The organism is Caballeronia sp. LZ001 (genome assembly GCF_031450875.1).
Classification (GTDB): Bacteria; Pseudomonadota; Gammaproteobacteria; order Burkholderiales; family Burkholderiaceae; genus Caballeronia.
The window spans coordinates 272,188-288,339 of record NZ_JARTVX010000005.1 but is presented as its reverse complement, the minus strand read 5'-3'; the positions used below and the strand labels follow the sequence as shown (position 1 = coordinate 288,339).

16 protein-coding genes are annotated in these 16,152 nt (G+C 62.2%); 3 read left to right on the top strand and 13 right to left on the bottom strand.

Features of this window, described 5'->3' with window-relative positions; genetic code table 11:
* Positions 1–9: 9 nt before the first annotated feature.
* A complete protein-coding gene (locus P9292_RS37850; RefSeq protein WP_250511713.1) occupies positions 10–954 on the bottom strand; it encodes a glutamate cyclase domain-containing protein in 945 nt (314 codons plus the stop codon).
* 312 nt (positions 955–1,266) lie between these two features.
* Between P9292_RS37850 and P9292_RS37845 the strand changes: the two genes are divergently transcribed.
* Positions 1,267–2,109: a GntR family transcriptional regulator gene (locus P9292_RS37845; protein ID WP_309847433.1), complete on the top strand. Its 843-nt coding sequence runs from the start codon at positions 1,267–1,269 to the stop codon at positions 2,107–2,109.
* Between the two features lie 15 nt (positions 2,110–2,124).
* Here P9292_RS37845 and P9292_RS37840 read toward each other — a convergent pair whose 3' ends face one another.
* On the bottom strand, positions 2,125–3,459 hold the full coding sequence (locus tag P9292_RS37840) for a PLP-dependent aminotransferase family protein (RefSeq protein WP_309964659.1): 1,335 nt from the start codon (positions 3,457–3,459) through the stop codon (positions 2,125–2,127).
* Between the two features lie 94 nt (positions 3,460–3,553).
* On the opposite strand from P9292_RS37840, the gene P9292_RS37835 reads away from it, so the two are divergent.
* Entirely contained in the window at positions 3,554–4,168 is a 615-nt protein-coding gene (locus P9292_RS37835; protein WP_309847428.1) for a DJ-1/PfpI family protein, read from the top strand.
* A 25-nt stretch (positions 4,169–4,193) separates the two neighbouring features.
* Here the strand turns inward: P9292_RS37835 and P9292_RS37830 are convergent, their stop codons facing one another.
* From P9292_RS37830 to P9292_RS37815, 4 genes are all read right to left on the bottom strand, one after another.
* A complete protein-coding gene (locus tag P9292_RS37830; protein ID WP_309964657.1) occupies positions 4,194–5,423 on the bottom strand; it encodes a Gfo/Idh/MocA family oxidoreductase in 1,230 nt (409 codons plus the stop codon).
* Positions 5,424–5,471: 48 nt separating this feature from the next.
* The gene (locus P9292_RS37825) at positions 5,472–6,131 is read right to left on the bottom strand and encodes a YoaK family protein (protein ID WP_309964655.1); all 660 of its coding nucleotides are present in this window, start codon (positions 6,129–6,131) and stop codon (positions 5,472–5,474) included.
* A 161-nt stretch (positions 6,132–6,292) separates the two neighbouring features.
* Complete coding sequence (locus tag P9292_RS37820) at positions 6,293–7,582, bottom strand: MFS transporter (protein WP_250511717.1); 1,290 nt, start codon at positions 7,580–7,582, stop codon at positions 6,293–6,295.
* A gap of 221 nt (positions 7,583–7,803) precedes the next feature.
* Positions 7,804–8,811 (bottom strand): NAD(P)-dependent alcohol dehydrogenase, encoded by a 1,008-nt coding sequence (locus tag P9292_RS37815; RefSeq protein ID WP_309964652.1) that lies wholly within the window; start codon positions 8,809–8,811, stop codon positions 7,804–7,806.
* Positions 8,812–8,909: 98 nt separating this feature from the next.
* Here P9292_RS37815 and P9292_RS37810 point away from each other — a divergent pair, with 98 nt between their 5' ends.
* Positions 8,910–9,839: a LysR family transcriptional regulator gene (locus P9292_RS37810; protein ID WP_309964650.1), complete on the top strand. Its 930-nt coding sequence runs from the start codon at positions 8,910–8,912 to the stop codon at positions 9,837–9,839.
* Positions 9,840–9,862: 23 nt separating this feature from the next.
* On the opposite strand, the gene P9292_RS37805 is transcribed toward P9292_RS37810, so the two are convergent.
* The 7 genes from P9292_RS37805 to P9292_RS37775 are packed head-to-tail and all read right to left on the bottom strand — an operon-like array spanning position 9,863 to position 15,993.
* Entirely contained in the window at positions 9,863–11,113 is a 1,251-nt protein-coding gene (locus tag P9292_RS37805; protein WP_309964648.1) for an FAD-binding oxidoreductase, read from the bottom strand.
* A gap of 40 nt (positions 11,114–11,153) precedes the next feature.
* The gene (locus tag P9292_RS37800) at positions 11,154–12,410 is read right to left on the bottom strand and encodes an FAD-dependent oxidoreductase (RefSeq protein WP_309964646.1); all 1,257 of its coding nucleotides are present in this window, start codon (positions 12,408–12,410) and stop codon (positions 11,154–11,156) included.
* Positions 12,410–12,790 (bottom strand): RidA family protein, encoded by a 381-nt coding sequence (locus tag P9292_RS37795; protein WP_244831146.1) that lies wholly within the window; start codon positions 12,788–12,790, stop codon positions 12,410–12,412. Before P9292_RS37795 ends, P9292_RS37800 begins: the two co-directional genes overlap by 1 nt.
* Positions 12,791–12,845: 55 nt before the next feature.
* Positions 12,846–13,499, bottom strand: a complete 654-nt coding sequence (locus tag P9292_RS37790) for an amino acid ABC transporter permease (RefSeq protein ID WP_309964645.1) — start codon at positions 13,497–13,499, stop codon at positions 12,846–12,848.
* Positions 13,496–14,182 carry an amino acid ABC transporter permease gene (locus tag P9292_RS37785; RefSeq protein ID WP_309964643.1) on the bottom strand — a complete coding sequence of 229 codons (687 nt, stop codon included), beginning with the start codon at positions 14,180–14,182 and terminating at the stop codon, positions 13,496–13,498. The genes P9292_RS37790 and P9292_RS37785 overlap by 4 nt, the downstream gene beginning before the upstream one ends.
* A gap of 1 nt (position 14,183) precedes the next feature.
* Entirely contained in the window at positions 14,184–14,987 is an 804-nt protein-coding gene (locus P9292_RS37780) for an amino acid ABC transporter ATP-binding protein (RefSeq protein WP_284503405.1), read from the bottom strand.
* Between the two features lie 28 nt (positions 14,988–15,015).
* Positions 15,016–15,993, bottom strand: a complete 978-nt coding sequence (locus P9292_RS37775) for a transporter substrate-binding domain-containing protein (RefSeq protein ID WP_309964639.1) — start codon at positions 15,991–15,993, stop codon at positions 15,016–15,018.
* Positions 15,994–16,152 lie beyond the last annotated feature (159 nt).

The window sequence follows — 16,152 nt, the reverse complement described above, 5'->3', positions numbered from 1 at the left end:
CCCGTGCCCCTAGCGCGCCACGCCCGGCGAAGACGAACGCGCGACGAGCGCCTGAATGCCGTCGATGATCGCAACGTGGTCTTCCAGCGGCAACCGGTCGATGGTCATCTGCAGCTTGCCGGGACGATCCACGCGGCTGTCGTCGATGGCCTGACCGATCTCCACGGCCGCCGCCAGCACCTCCTTCTCGAACGCGCCGTTGAAATGCGCGAGAAGCGGCTGTGCCAGCTCCGGCTTCAACTCCGCGACCGCGCCGAGCAAGCCATACGCGCCCCAGTTGGCGACGCCAGACACGATCAGATAGTCGGCCGGCGTGCGCGCGGCGATGAGCGGTCCGTTCGGGATGTCCGTTTCGACGATCTCTTTCGGCAACACGCCCATGCCGATCTCGTTGCCGCCGTCGCCGATCCCGATGGTCTTCCACGGCGCCTGCCATCCTTCGTCGGCGAAGAGGTAGTCGAGCGCGGCGGTGTCGTCGGAGATATCCCAGCCATGCTCGCGATGCGCGCGCCCGTCGGAGCCCAGCGAACAACGTTCGATGGCGATCAGATGCGTAATCGGATGCTCCGCCGTTTCGAGGCGCTTGCGCAGATCGCGCACGGCGGTGTCGTCGACATCGACCACTTCGAGCGCGACCTTGCCCGGCAACACGCGCGTCACGGCCCATGCGGCCTTGGCGCAAGGCGCATCGGTGATGACAGTCACGCGCATGCCCGCTTCGACAAAACCCGCTGCCAGTTGCGCCATGCCGTTGAGCCCGTCCGTTTCGGGCGAAGGCGGCTCGGCATGACGCACGAAAAATCCGCAGACGATGCCGATATGCGGCTCACGTTGTCCCGCAATGCTCGCGGCGGCGCGCGCCAGATTGCCCTTCGCGAAGGCGACCAGACGGCTGATGTCGCGCCGTACTTTCTGGCCGACGAGCGTTTCGATTCCTTCTATTGCGTCGCTCAACTCGTTCTCCCTTATTGGTGTGTCGTGCACGAACGGCCTGTTCGCAGGCGTGCCAGGGTCCTTCCGGGTCAGCGCCAGAATGTGTTTGGAACCTGGGTCGTCAGTGAAGAAGCCGGGTGCTTCGAATTGCTCGTCGATGAGCAACGACCCAACCTTAGCATGCGAATATACGTCGCGTATACTTTTCAAAAAAATAGTTGTTCATGCGCGCAAGAGCGTTATTGAGCAAGGCGAAGGCGTAAAAGCCGACATCCTATATACTTCGCATATACGAAATTGAACGCCTGCGCCAGGGCGGGAAAGCGAGAGACTATGCCGAAGCTGAAAACCGCCGCCGCGAAGACCGCCGGCAGAACCGTGTCGCGCAAGACGTCGGCGAAAGCCGCGCTCGTGTCATCCGACGATCCATCGCAATCGATACTCGATGCAGCCGAACCCGTCGCCGCCGAAAGCTCGATGAGCCAAACCGATTCGGCCGTGAACGCCATTCGCTCGCGCATCATCGATCTGACGATTTCGCCGGGCAGCCGTATAGACGAACCCATGCTGCTGAACGATTTCATGCTCGGACGCACGCCTGCGCGCGAGGCCATCAACAGGCTGGTCGCGGAAGGCTTCGTGAATATCGTGCCCAACCGCGGCGGGACCTTCGTGCGCCGGCTCGACTTCGAGGAGATCGGCGAGATTCTCGTCGCGCATCAGCTAGCCGAGAATATCCTCGCGCAGATGATGCGGTTCGAACCGGGACTGGCGGAAGACCTGACGACGATTCAGACGCAATACGTCACGCAGGTTCAGGCGCGCGCGTTTCTGAACATCACCGCGCTCAACGAGAAGTTCCACATGCGAATGAATCAGGCCGTGGGCAATGGCTTTTTCTATGAGTTCGCGCAATCGACGCACCGCCATGTTCGGCGGCTTTTAGTGCATCTCTACAAGATGGAAGCCGAATCGACGCCCGAAGAGCAGGACCTGCAGTTCGACAGGAACTTGCGTGAGCACGACAAGATCATTGAGATCGTGAAGCGCAAGGACCGCGCGGCGCTCGTGAAGTATCTGCCCGCGCATGCGCGAGCGACACAGGACAGGTTCGTGCATCTGCTCAAGAGTCGCAATGCCCCGCCGTTCGATCTCAACGTCAAGCAGTTTCCCTGACGCGCCGGTGCATCTTCAATAGGCGTACTCGCCGATCACCCGCCTCACTGTCTCGAGCGAATCGCGCAGCACATCGCGCTCGACGGAACCCAGCGCCAGCCGAATGGCATGCGGCACATGCGGCGAAACCGAATAAGGTTCAGCGGTCGCCACCGAAATGCCCTCGCGCATGAGTGACGCTGCAACCTGATCGGCGCGAACCTCTTCCGCGAGCGGCAGCCACACGAAATACGACGCAGGATGACGGACGCATCGCATGCCCGCGAGGACGTCGGCGGCCATTGCCTGACGATGCTTCGCGTCGCGACGCTTCTCCGCTTCGAGCCGGCGCACGGTGCCATCGGTGAGCCATCCGCAAGCAATTGCCGTCATCACGCCCGGCGTGTTCCAAGTGGTCGCTCTGATAGCGCGTTCGATCGCTTTCATGGCGTCGGCGAATGCCACCACGAAACCCACGCGCAAGCCCGTCGCGACGCTCTTCGAAAGCCCGGAGACATAGACGGTCGACTCGGGTGCGAGAACGGCCAGCGGTGCGGGAGGATCGTCGACGAGGAAGGCGTATGCGGCGTCCTCGATGATCAAAAGCCCGTGCTTTCTTGCAATCGCCACGAGTTGCTTGCGACGATGCGCGCTCATCACCCAGCCAAGCGGATTGTGCAGCGTGGGCATGGCGTAGACCGCCCGCACGCGGCGCCTTCTGCATAAATGGTCCAGCGCATCCAGATCAGGCCCGGAGCCGGCCGTTGGAATCGGCGCGAGTTCAAGCCCGTGCGCCTCGGCCAGTACCTTGAAGCCGGGATACGTCAATGCATCGGCCGCGACGACATCGCCGGGACGAAGCAAGCCCACGACGGCTGCCGCGAGCCCCGCTTGCGCGCCGTTGACGATGGACACTTCGTTCGCGCTCACCGCAAGCCCGCGCGCCTTCAAATGTCGCGCCACGATTGCCCGTTCATGCGGACGGCCACCGTGAGGCTGGTAACGAAGCAGACTTTCGAGATCGCCCGAAGCGGCGAGCTGGCGCAAGGCGTTGCGCAGCAACTCGGCCTGACCCGGCAGCGACGGATAATTGAAGTTGAGATCGATCATATCCGATCCCAACACGTGCTGATCGACACCCAGGCCCGGCGGCAGCGAGATTTCCCGCACAAAAGTGCCGCGCCCGGTCTCGCCGCGCACGAGGCCCATGGCTTCGAGTTCCGCATAGACGCGCGATGCCGTGACGAGAGCGAGGCCCTTCGTGGCCGCAAGCTGGCGATGCGTGGGCAGGCGCGTGCCCGGGCGCAAACGGCCCGCGCGGATATCGGCGGCCAAGGAATCGACGAGCGTCTTGTAGCGGGGCTGGGCCATGCGAAGATGTATCCATGACAATTATTTGATTGTAATGGACTCCTGGTTTAGCATCGGCTCATTCGATCATTCAAACGCTCAACGGTGCGCCATCATGCATATCGCCATTCTCACGTTCGAAGGCTTCAACGAACTCGATTCGTTCATCGCGCTGGGCATTCTCAATCGCATCAAAAAGCCACACTGGCGCGTGTCGATTGCGACGCCCGAAACGCGCGTGAAGTCGATGAACGGCGTGGTGATCGAAGGCCACATTTCCCTGCGCGAGGCGAGTGACGCGGATGCGGTCATCGTCGGAAGCGGATTGCTGACGCGCGAAGTCGTCGCCAATGCAGCACTCATGGCGCAGATGCGGTTCGATCCGGCGCGGCAGTTACTCGGCGCGCAGTGTTCGGGCACGCTCGTGCTGGCAAAGCTCGGGTTGCTTGGGGGCGTTCCCGCTTGTACCGATCTGACGACGAAGCCGTGGGTTGAGGCAGCCGGCGTCGATGTGTTGAATCAGCCGTTTTTCGCCAACGGCAATGTGGCAACCGCTGGCGGCTGTCTTGCTTCGCAGTATCTGGCAGCTTGGGTTATTGCGCGATTCGAAGGCGTGGAAGCGGCCGAAAGCGCGCTGCATTATGTGGCGCCTGTGGCCGAGAAAGAGGACTACGTTGCGCGCGCCATGCGCAATATCACGCCGTACCTGGCGCTCTCGCCTACGCGTTGATGTGCGGCGAGAGCGCTTCGAATCTTCAAGCGCTCTCGGCCACCGCAATCGGCCGCCCTTCTCGCGCCGACCGATAAATCGCCTCCATCAACACCTGATCGCGCAGACCTTCTTCACCCGGTGTGTCGGGCTGGCGATCATCGCGCACGCACTGCGCGAAGTGGTCGATTTCAAGCATGAACTGATCCTTGAATTCGAGCCGCTGCTCTTCGATCACTTCGAAATCGTCCTTGCGTCGCGCAATGCGCATGCGCTGTCCCTTGTACGCAAACGCGTTCTCGATATCGATCCAGCCTCTCTCAAGACGGATACGCATATCCTTCGATTCATGCGCGCCGTAACTGCTTGCGCACTGCGCAATCGCGCCCGAGGGAAAGCGTAACGTGAACGCGATGGTTTCCTCCACTTCCCGATAGCGTTCGTCATCGGCGGGATTCACGATCTGCGCATAGACCTCGACGGGTTCCTCGCCGAGCACATGACGCACGCCATTCAAACAGTACAAGCCGATATCCGGCAAGGCGCCGCCGCCCGCCAGGGCCGACCTCAAACGCCATTGACCGCCGGGACCTTGCACCTGCGCATTGGTCGCCTCGATGATGCGCGCCCTTCCCAGCTCGCCCGATTGCACGAGCTTCATCGCCGCACTGTTGAAGACTTCGAATTGGCAACGGTAAGCCACCATGAGCTTGACGCCCGCCTTCGCGCAGGCGTCGATCATCTGGCGCGCCTCGTCGGCGGTGTTGGCCATCGGCTTTTCGCATAGCACATGCTTGCCGGCCTTCGCTGCTGCAATGACGTGCGGCAGATGCAAGCCGTTAGGCGTGACGACGTATACCGCTTGAATGTCGGGATTGTCGGCGAGACGCGATATGTCATCGTAGCCAAGTACGGCCGCTTCGTTCACGCCGTATTGCGCGGCCACCGCCCGCGCCTTGTCTGGACTGCCCGACACCAGCCCTGCAACCCGCGCGTGCTTACTGTTCACGAACGCCGGCAAAATCTGTTCGAGCGCCAAACGTCCCAGACCGACGATTGCAAAGCCAACACGTTTGTCCGGCGATGTCGGTGCTGGCGGCGGAGGCGATCGCTTGTCCGCATCGCCCTTCCAGTTCGGGAACTCGACCTTGCCGTCCTCGACGCTGCCCACGTCGATCTCCGCGGGCGCTTGCCATTCGCCGGATGCGGGCAGCTTCGGGCCATCGGCGGTGCCGGGGCCGGTGACGGAATAGGGAGTCATATCGTTGCCAGACATGAGTAGTTTCTCCATCGTTGAACGATTGCTGGACGAATCGAACAGCAATCAATGCGCGAGCCGTTCCGCGTGCATGGTGCTGCCATACACGGTCGCAGTGAGTGCGCAGACGAGTGCGGCAAGCGCAATGGCCGCCAGCGCACCAGGGCCGAACAGAATATTCAGCACCGTGCCCGCAGCCGCGCCGACGATCCACGATATCCAGCGCAGCATGCCGAGCGCAGCCGCGCCGAACTTGCGGCCAGCGAGTTGCCTGCCGACGCTAATGAACGTACCCGTAATGAACGTGACGCCCGGCTGATCGGCGAGCGCCTGATTGATCGCGCCCATGCCTGCCGCGACGAGACACGTCGTGAGCGGCGAGAACTGCTCGCCCGTGAGCGGCACGGCGCAAGCGAGAAGGATTGCGGTGAGCGTGAGGGACAGGGCGGCGCGCCATCGGGGAAAGCGCGTTCCAAGCCACGCGGCAAGCGTCGTGAACGCAAGAAAGCACGCGATGACGCAGATGAGCGGAATCGTCTTTTCGAACGCGCCTTGAACAAGCGACTGACTCAGCTTGGTGGAATTGCCGGTCATATAGACCGCGAGCCATTCCTTGCTGTGAAGCATGACGAGCGCATCCGTGCCGCCAGCGATAGCAACGAGCACGAAGACCGGAAGAGGCGAACGAGCGAGCCGTTCGAGTATCGAAGAATTGGGTGAAGGCAAGGCGATGCTCCGTGACTGGCGGCATGGCGAAAGCGGTGCTCCGCGATGCAGGTGCGCGTGACGGACATCGTTCGCCAGGACCCTTTGCCTCGAGCATCGGGCGCAAGATCGATGCCCGACGCTTACCAGTCAGCTTGGCTTCTACCTTCGTTGTTACTTCTTCAGACTGGCGCGCCACGCAGCCGCATGACTTGCGTTTCACGCACGGCGATCCACAAAATCAGCATGCCGAGTGCCGACAACGCGCTTGCGAGAATGAAAGCCGACGAGTAACCCGCGCCGTACTGAATCAGAAAGCCGGTAATGCTCGGCGAGAGAATGCCCGCGAGATTCGCGAGCAAATGTACGAAGCCGCCCGTTGCGCCAATGCGATCGCGCGGCACGATGTCCTGCAACAGCGACCAGCACGCTTGCGGCGTCATGAAAGCGAAGAGACTCGCCACCGCGATCAACGCGACGGCAGGCGCAAGCGAACTCACGCGCGACACCAGCAACACGCAGATTGCCGCCACGCCAAGCCCCAGGATGATGACCGTCTTGCGCGCGAAGAGCACGTTGCCGGTCTTCTTGTAGAGCGCGTCGGAGATGATGCCGCCGAGCACGAAGCCCGCCGTCGCGCCGAGCCACGGCAGGATGCCGATCACGCTCATGTGCTTGATGTCGAGATGCTGATAGTCCGTGAAGTAGCTCGGCAACCATGACAAGAAGAAGTACAGCACGTAGTTGAACGCGAAGAACGCGGCAGCCACGCCGAGCACCGGCAACGACAGCAAATAGTGCATCACGCCCGCTTGCGAGCCTGCTTCAGCGGAACCTTCCGCGTGATGCGGCACGAGCCTGTCGCTCGCGATATGCGCGGCTTCCTCGCGCGTTACGGCAGGATGATCTTCCGGATGATCGCGAAAGCACCGCAACCAGAACGCAATCCACACGAAGCCGAGCACCGCGATCACGACGAAGGAGATGCGCCAGCCGAACTGCAAAGCGACCAGCCCGACGATCGGTGCGGCAATGGCGGCGCCCAACGGCTGACCAGCGTTCGTGAGACCCACGGCGCGGCCCGCTTCACTGCGCGGGAACCAGTTCGAGATCGACTTGTTGGTCGTCGTGCCCATTGGGCCTTCGGCGACACCGAACGCGACGCGCGCCACCATCAGCGTGGCGAAGTTGCCCGCGAATGCCGTGGCGCCGCAGAACAGCGACCAGAACGCGGCAGCAATGGCGAACACCTTGCGCGGACCAAACTTGTCGGCCGCCCATCCGCCGATAAAGCAGAACACGCAGTATCCGATGAAGAAACTGCTGAACAGCACGCCGAGTTGCGCGTCGTTGATATGCAGTTCGCTCTTGACGAGCGGTGCGACCACGGAGAGCGCCGCGCGGTCCAGATAGTTGAGCATGCCGGCAAAGAACAGCAGCGCGGCGACTATCCAGCGGTAGCGGAATCGCATGTCTTCTCCTTTGGGTGCTATCGAAGCGCGTGAGGAATGCGCGCACGCGAGACCTGACGACGAATCTGTAAAGATACGTCATCATACAAGTCAGTTGCTTGCCTCGCGTCCGTGAAAACCCTATGAACCGACGGTTTCATGCGGTCCTTCACACACAGAATGCTTTCCTTACATAGCGCCAAAAGGTGCATTACGATTGACTAGTTGTACGACAACCGGCATCAAGTGGCGTCTATCACCACTTTTCCAAAATGGCCACCCGATTCGAGATAGGCATAGGCTTCCTGCGCGGCATCGAAGGGAAAGACGCGATCGATCACCGGTTCGATTCGGGACTGTGCGATGGCCTTGACCGCATCGGCGAGATTGGCCGTCGAGCCAGTCTGATTACCGACAATGCGCAAGGTCTTCACCATGACCTTGAGCAAGGGCATCTTCGTTTCCTCGCCGCCTATCAACCCGACGACGAAGATCGTTCCACCGATTGCCGCCGCGTTCACCGAGCGCTCGAAAGTCGCCACGCCGACGGTTTCCACGACGAGATCCGCGCCACGCCCTTCCGTGGCTTCGAGCAACGCGACGTCCCACGCGGGCGTGGTCCGGTAGTTGATGGTGACGTCCGCGCCCAGCTTGCGCGCGCGGGCGAGCTTCTCGTCCGATGAAGACGCGATGATCACGCGTGCGCCCGCCGCCTTGGCAAGCGGCAGCGCAAACAGACTCACACCGCCCGTACCCAGCAACGCCACGGTGGACCCCGGCCGCACATTGCCCGCGACGATGGCGTTCCATGCGGTCGTCGCGGCGACTGGCAAACTTGCGGCCTGCACGAACGGCATGGCAGCGGGAATGGCGACGAGCGCGGTAGCGGGCACGACCGCATATTCCGCGAGCGAGCCCGGCATGGTGACGCCGCGAAGACGCTCGCCGTTCGCGACCGTGAGCGGTCCTGCGGCCCAATCCACGATCATTCCGGCGATCACGCGATCGCCCGCCTTCCAGCCTTTCACGCGCGATCCGACCTCGACGATCTCGCCCGCGCCATCCGCACCCGGCACGAAGCTCGCGTCCACGTTGCCGAAGCGCGCGTTCGCCACCATGAGATCGAGATAGTTGAGTCCCGCCGCGCGAATGCGGATGAGCACTTCGTCGCTTTCCGGTACGGGCTCGAGTGCGTTATCGGTCAACGTCAATTCGTAGGGCTTGCCTGCCTTCAGTCGATACGCTTGCACGGTGCGCTCCTTTTTCGTTAAGCACAGAGATCATGCTAACGAAGACGCGCCTCTATAATCGACCCATACGGCATAACATTCGTGCCTGGGGTGCATCAATGAACGGCATCGAAACGGATCAGGTTCAGGCGTTTCTCGCGGTGCTCGCGACCGGGAGTTTCACGGCGGCAGGCCGCCAGTTGGGGCGCGACGGCTCGGTCATTTCCCGACGTATCGCGGAACTGGAAACGCGTCTTGGCATTCGTTTGCTCGAACGGTCGACACGCCGCGTATCGGCGACGGAAGCAGGCACGCGTTATCGCGATCGCGTGCGCGAAGCGTGGGACATCATGCGCGATGCGGAAGACGAAGCGCGCTCGCAAGCTGCGACGCCGCGCGGACTTTTGCGCATCAGCTTGCCCGCAGGGTTCGGGCGCATGTGGATTGCGCCGCGCATGCCGGAGTTCCTTGCGCGCTATCCTTCGCTCGATGTCGAATGCACGTACACGGACCGTTATGTCGATCTGATCGAAGAACGTTTCGATGTAGGCGTGCGTATCGGCAAACTGGAAGACAGCCGGCTTGTCGCGCGGCCGCTTGCGACCATGCGGCGCTTACTGTGCGCATCGCCGGATTATCTCGCCGCGCGCGGACGTCCCACGAAGCCCGAAGACCTGATGCGCCATGAATGCATCGGCTTTTCGCGGCTCTCCACGCATCCGGTATGGCATCTGAAACGCGACGACATGCACCGCGCCATTCGCATCAACGCGAGAATGACGACCGATGAAATCGATGCCGTGCTGAATGCGGCGCGCGCGGGCGTCGGCATCATGTATGGGACGGACTGGCTCGTCGGCCGCGAATTGCAGAGCGGAGAGCTGGTGCAAGTGCTGCCCGGCTGGAAGGTGGACGCGGGCGAACAACTCAGCGTGGTGCGCGCGTCTTCCAAGCATGCGGCCGCGAAAACGCGTGCGTTCATCGACTGGGTGGTGCAATCGTTCGAGACGCCGCCGTGGGGGACTACGCGCAGACGTCGAGCGAAGTAAGACGCGCGCGGCGGCAGTATCGATTATTTAAAACGGTCCGCGGAGAAGCGCTCGATTGCGCCGGGACTCTTGCCGTGAATCAATCGCGCGACCATGTCGCCCGTGGTTCCCGCCAGCGTGATGCCGAGATGCTGATGCCCGAACGCGTAGATCACGCGCTTGTCCGCCGAAGATGGTCCGATCACCGGCAAGTAGTCCGGCATGGTCGGCCGGATACCGAGCCAGCTACTGGACACGGGCGCTTTGATATCCACGTTGCGGCGGATGCTTCGTTCGATGAACGCCGTGCGCGAAGGGTTCAACGGTGACTTGATCCCGCTCAACTCGATAGTCCCCGCAGCACGCAGCCGCAGGTCACGCAACGGCGTCATATAGAAGCTCGACTCAACGACGCAAGTCGGCCGCGTGAACATCGGCTTATCCAGCTGGAACTCGACGTGATAACCGCGCTCCGCGCCAAGCTGGATGGAATCGCCCATTTGCGCCGCGAGTTTCGCGGACCATGCGCCGCCCGCAATCACCACTCTGTCGGCGTGTAGCGTTTCGCCGGCAGCGGAACGCAGGCAGATGCCCGCGGTGCTGCTCGAAATATCGCTGACCTCCATGCGTGCGTAACGCTTCTCGTCGATCAGCGGTTTGGCCAGCGCCTGCACGAAGCCTTGCGGATCGACGAGATGGCACGCGGCAGGAAATAGCACGCCGCCCACCGTGCGCTGCTGCATGGCGGGTTCCAGTTGCGTGAGTTCGGCCGCGCTTATCACCTCTTGACGAATGCCCAGCAAGCCACGCAGTTTGATATCGCTCGCGGCGCGCTCGAACGCTCCTTGCGTGCGATAAGAGTAGAGACAACCATCGCGCCGAATGAACGACCCAGCGTGTGGATTGTCTTCGAGAAGCGGCGCATATCCCTCGTGCGTACCATGCAGCAACGATGCAAGCGCTTCGCTATTGGCGACATAAGCGCGCCGGTTGCATTGCCCGAGAAACGCAGCGAGCCATCCTGCATAGCTTCCCAGGCGCGACCAGCGAATGGAAAGCGGCGAGTCCGCGCCGAACAGCAAGCCGGGAATGTCGCCCCAGATTTTCGGCTGCGGCACGGGCGTGCATGCGTAGTCCGCAATGGTGGCCGCATTGCCGAACGAAGCGCCGCCCGCTATCTCGCCCTTATCGACGAGCAACACGTCGAGACCCGTTCTTCGCAACCACAGCGCGCACGCAACGCCGACCACGCCCGCACCGATCACGATGACTTCGCGTCTTCCCTCACCCGACATGACTTGCCCTCTTGCATTGACTTGATTATCGCGCTTCGTTTCACCAGAAGCTGCGCGTGAGACTGAACGGCGTGTCGCGCGCATCGCTCCGGCTCGTGACCATCGACGTGATGAGATCGGCCGAGCCGCACGCAAGCGTCCAGCCGAGCGCGCCGTGTCCCGTGTTGACGAAAAGACGCGGCACCGCCGTCGGTGAAATGATCGGCAATCCATCTGCCGCCATGGGCCGCAGCCCGCACCAGGGCCGCACTTCGGCAGGCATCCGGATCTGCGGAAAAAGCCGCGTCAGCGCGCGTTTCAGGTTCTCCACGCGACCGGGCCGCAGCGTCCTGTCGAAGCCATCGAATTCGACGGTGCCCGCCACGCGCAGCATGTCCTTGAGCGGCGTTACGCCGATATGCTCGTAATCGTCGACGATAGGCCGTTGCGGCAGAAATCCCAGTTCGTCGGCACGGAGCGTAAGCGAATAGCCTTTGACGGGCGCCATCGGCAGGCGCACGCCGAGCGGGCCGACGAGCGACGGAGACATCGCGCCCGCGCATATCACGACGCTATCCGCGCTCAGATAATCGTCGGCAAGACGAACGCCGGCAACAGAACCGCGCTGCAGGTCGATACCGCTCACCGCGCTTCCCCACCGAAACGTCACGCCTTCGTGTTCGGCTGCGGCGGCGGTCGCGACACTGAACGCATGCGCGTCGCCCCAGGCATCGGATTCGAGCAGGAGCGCCGTGCCAATGCTATGTGCAATGCCTCCGAGCGATGGTTCGAGCGCCACGCTTTGCGCTGCATCGAGTCGCCTGACCTTTGCGCCCATGCGCTCGAGCATGCGCGCGAACGATTCCGCGCGCCGCTCGGCGTCCTTGCCGCGAATCAGTTCAAGCAGGCCGCCACGCTGGATGCCCGCGTCTATGCGCTTCTGGCCGAGCAGACGCTCCATGGCCGCGAGGCTTTGCTGACCGAACGCGGTGAGCGTCGCAGCCGTCTTGTGGTACTTGGCCGCGCGGCAGTTGGCCAGAAAGCGCACACCCCACATGCCGAGACCGGGGATTGCGCGAGGCCGCAGCAGAAGCGGCGCATCTTCGCGGCCGAGCCATTTAAGCAATTGCATCGGCGTGCCGGGTGAAGACCACGGCAACGCGCTGTTGGCCGCGAGCAAGCCGCCGTTGGCGAAGCTGGTTTCCAGGCCTGCTTCACGGCGGCTGTCTATCACGGTGACGCGGCAGCCCGCACCCGCAAGCGCGAGCGCGGTCGTCGTCCCGATGATGCCCGCACCGATGACGATCACATGCTTCATCAGGCAACCTTGCTCACATCGGCATGAGCCAGGATTTCGATCTTGCCGCCTTGCACCATGAGATCGGCGATGATGGTCGCGCGATTCGGATACGGCTTCGTGAAGAAGCGGCGATAGACCTCGTTCATGCCTTCGAAGTAGCTCTTGTCCGTGAGAAAGACCTGTACCTGCGTGACGTCGTCCATGGTCGCGCCCGCCGACTCGACGATCTGCTTGAGATTCGCGAACGTCAGTTCGGCTTGCGTGGCGATGTCGCCATCCTCGATCGAACCGTCCGCGCGAATGGGAATGCTCGCCGTGTAGAGCGTGCCGTTCGAGACGGTCGCCCATTCGACCGGCGCGCTTCCGTTGGGCAAGCCGGTTTCGATGACCTTGCGCATACACTTACTCCTTCTGTTCTGTCTTGAGAGACTCTGGTTGGGAAAGACCGCTGTATCAGCCGTGAGCAGGCTGACGTCGCTCGATATGACGCATCAATTGCGACAGCGGATAACACAGCACGAAATAGAACGCCCCTACGGTGACGTAGATTTCGAACGGCATGAAATACTGCGAGCTCAAGTCCTGAGCGCGCAGCATGAGGTCGGGCGCGGCGATGAGCGAGGCCACCGACGTGTCCTTCAAAAGCGAGATGGCGACATTGCCCGAAGGCGCGAGCACCAGCCGAATGGCTTGCGGCAGCACGACCCAGCGCATGGCCGCGCCGCTCGTCATGCCGATGCTCGCGGCTGCTTCGCTTTGTCCGCGTGGCACCGCTTCGATGCCCGCGCGAAAGATCTCCGCGAAATACGCGGCGGCGTTCATGCCGAGACCAAGCACGGCGGCCTGATACGAATCGAAGCGAATGCCAATGGCAACGAAGCCGAAGTACACGAGAAAGAGTTGCACGAGCGCGGGCGTGCCGCGAAACACTTCGATATAGACACGTGCTAAACGCGCGGCCATGCCACGACTGCCCATCCTGACGATGGCGAGCACCATCCCGAGCACGACGCCAATAGCGATGGCGCCAAGCGCCAGACGCAGCGTTGCCCATGCCGCCTGAAACAGCTCGTCGTGCATGGAAGACCAGAGTTCGGAATAGTTCATGACAGCGCCGCCCTCGGTTTGCCGAGTCCGCGCTCGGTCGCCGTCGAAAGACGCGACAACGCCAGACTCAGCAGCAGATAGATGATCGCCACGATGAAGTAGATGAGGTTGGTCTGATATGTCTCGCTCACGAGCATCCTTGCGCGGAACACGAGTTCCGGCACCGCGACGGCGGAAGCGAGCGACGTATCCTTCAATAGCCCGATGGCGAAGTTGGCGAGCGCGGGCAAGGCGAGCCGCATCGATTGCGGCAGCACGACGGTTGCGAGCGCCATTGGCCATGTCATGCCGATGGCAAGCGCCGCCTCGCGTTGGCCTCGGTCGACGCCGTTGATCGACGAACGGAACACCTCGGAGAGAATCGCCGCGCCGTTGAGACCGAAGCCGAGCGTTGCGGCCACGAATGCGGGCAGCGTGACGCCGATCCGTTCGAGCCCGAAGTACAGCACGAACAACTGCGTCAGCAAGGGCACGTTGCGGAACAGTTCGAGATAGACGTTCGCCACCGCCTTCAACACGACACTGCGCGACAACCGCATGAGCGCGATCACGAAGCCCAGCAAGAAGGCCACGCAGAACGCGCTCGCGGTCAGCACCGCGGTGGTCACCGCGCTCACGCACAACACGCGCACGAAATACGGCAGAAAATGCAGGCTGTGAGCCCACGCGGTGAGAAGCGCCATGTCAGTGCTCCAGCACCGCGCGCAAGAACGCGCGCGTGCGTTCGACCTTTGCATCGTGAAAGATCTGCCGTGGCGGTCCTTCCTCGACGATCTTGCCATCGGCCATGAACACGACCTTGTCGGACACGCTTTCAGCGAAGCGCATCTCGTGCGTCACGATGATCATCGTCATGCCTTCGTCCGCGAGCTTGCGCATGACGCCGAGCACTTCGCCCACGAGCTCGGGATCGAGCGCGGAAGTCGCTTCATCGAAAAGCATGAGCCGCGGCTTCATGGCGAGCGCGCGCGCAATGGCCACGCGTTGTTGCTGGCCGCCCGACAATTGATCGGGAAACGCGTTGCGCTTCTCGTCCATGCCCACTTTCGTCAGCAACGCACGCGCTTCGTCGATCAACTCGCGGCCGCTGCGCTTCTGCACCTTGCGCGGTCCGAGCAGGACGTTGTCGATCACACTCAGGTGCGGAAACAGGTTGAAGCGTTGGAACACCATGCCGATATTCGCGCGCATGGCGGCGAGTTCGCGGCCCGACATCGCTTGCCAGCCGTCACCGTGACGACGCTCGCCGATAGCCGCGCCGTCGATGAAGATATGCCCCGCGCTCGGCGTCTCGAGAAAGTTCACGCAGCGCAACAGCGTGGTCTTGCCCGAGCCGCTCGGTCCGATCAGCGACACCTTTTGCCCCGGCATCACATCGAGGTCGATGCCCTTCAACACATGATGCGTGCCGAAGGACTTGTGCAGGCCGTCGATACGCACGAGCATGCGCGTGTCGACCGAAGGAGTGGCGCTTAGCGTCGCAGACATATCGCGGTGTCCCATGATGATCCGGCCTTCAGGCGAAGGCTTTGCTGAAGTCCCGCGAATCGTGCGCGAACGGGCCAATCAGCGCGCCCTTCGCGTCGCGGTCCACGCCGGTGCGCGGGTCGGTCGGCAACGGCTGCAAGTAGTCGGGATTGTCGATCCCGTACTTCGCGAGAATCGGCTTGATCTGGTTGGTGCGCCAGAGCCAGCGCACGCCTTCGTTGATGCCGTCGAACAGGTCCTTCTTGTCCGGACTCACGCCCCAGATCGACGCGAACTTGCCCGTGAGGCTGGGGTACGCTGCGTCGAAACCGATGGGAATTTGTTTCAGTCCCCACGACGGATTCTGCTGGATCATGTAGTCCACGGTCGGCGCGTCGAGCACGGCAAAGTCGAGACGCCCCGCGACGACATCGCGCAAGCACGAGTCGATACCGTCATACAGTTTCACTTCGACGATGCCCGGAACCTTCTTCATGTCGGGCACGACCGAATAACCCGTCGCCGTGCCGATGGTGTGCCCGCTCAAGTCTGCGATGGCAAGCGAACTCTTCTGCGTCTGGTTTTGCCGCATGATGACGTAGGCGCCCGTGTAGAAAACGGGATCGGTGAGCAACAACAGTTTGGCGCGGATCGGCGTCCACGCGAAGTTGCCGCCGAACCAGTCCACGCGGCCCGACTTCACCGCTTCGATCACGGCGGAAAAGGTCATCTGCTGCACGTCGATCTTCAGTTGCAGACGCTCGGCGATCAACTGCAGCATGTCGAAGTCCGTTCCCACGAGCTTGCCGTCGCGCACGGATGCAATCGGCATGTCGCCGAGGCACGCAGCGGTCAGATAGCCGGGACGCGCGGTTTTGATCGGCGCGAGCGTCGGTGCGGCGAGTGCCGCGCGACCGAGCGTGCTTGCGCCGAGTCCCGCGACGACCCCGTAGCCCGCCGTCTTGAGAAAGCCTCGCCGGGATGACTTGAGTGCGTCGATGGCGTGGGTAAGAGGATCGTCGAACATGGTGGTCAGCCCTTCCTGAATGGATTGATCGGGTAACGTCGGCGGTTTTTGCGTATATGCAAAACCATGAAAACCATCGTATTGAGCTAAAATTTGATGGTCAAGAAAAACTTTTGCATATACGCAAAAACATGCAAACGCCGGGCGCTTATGTCACCA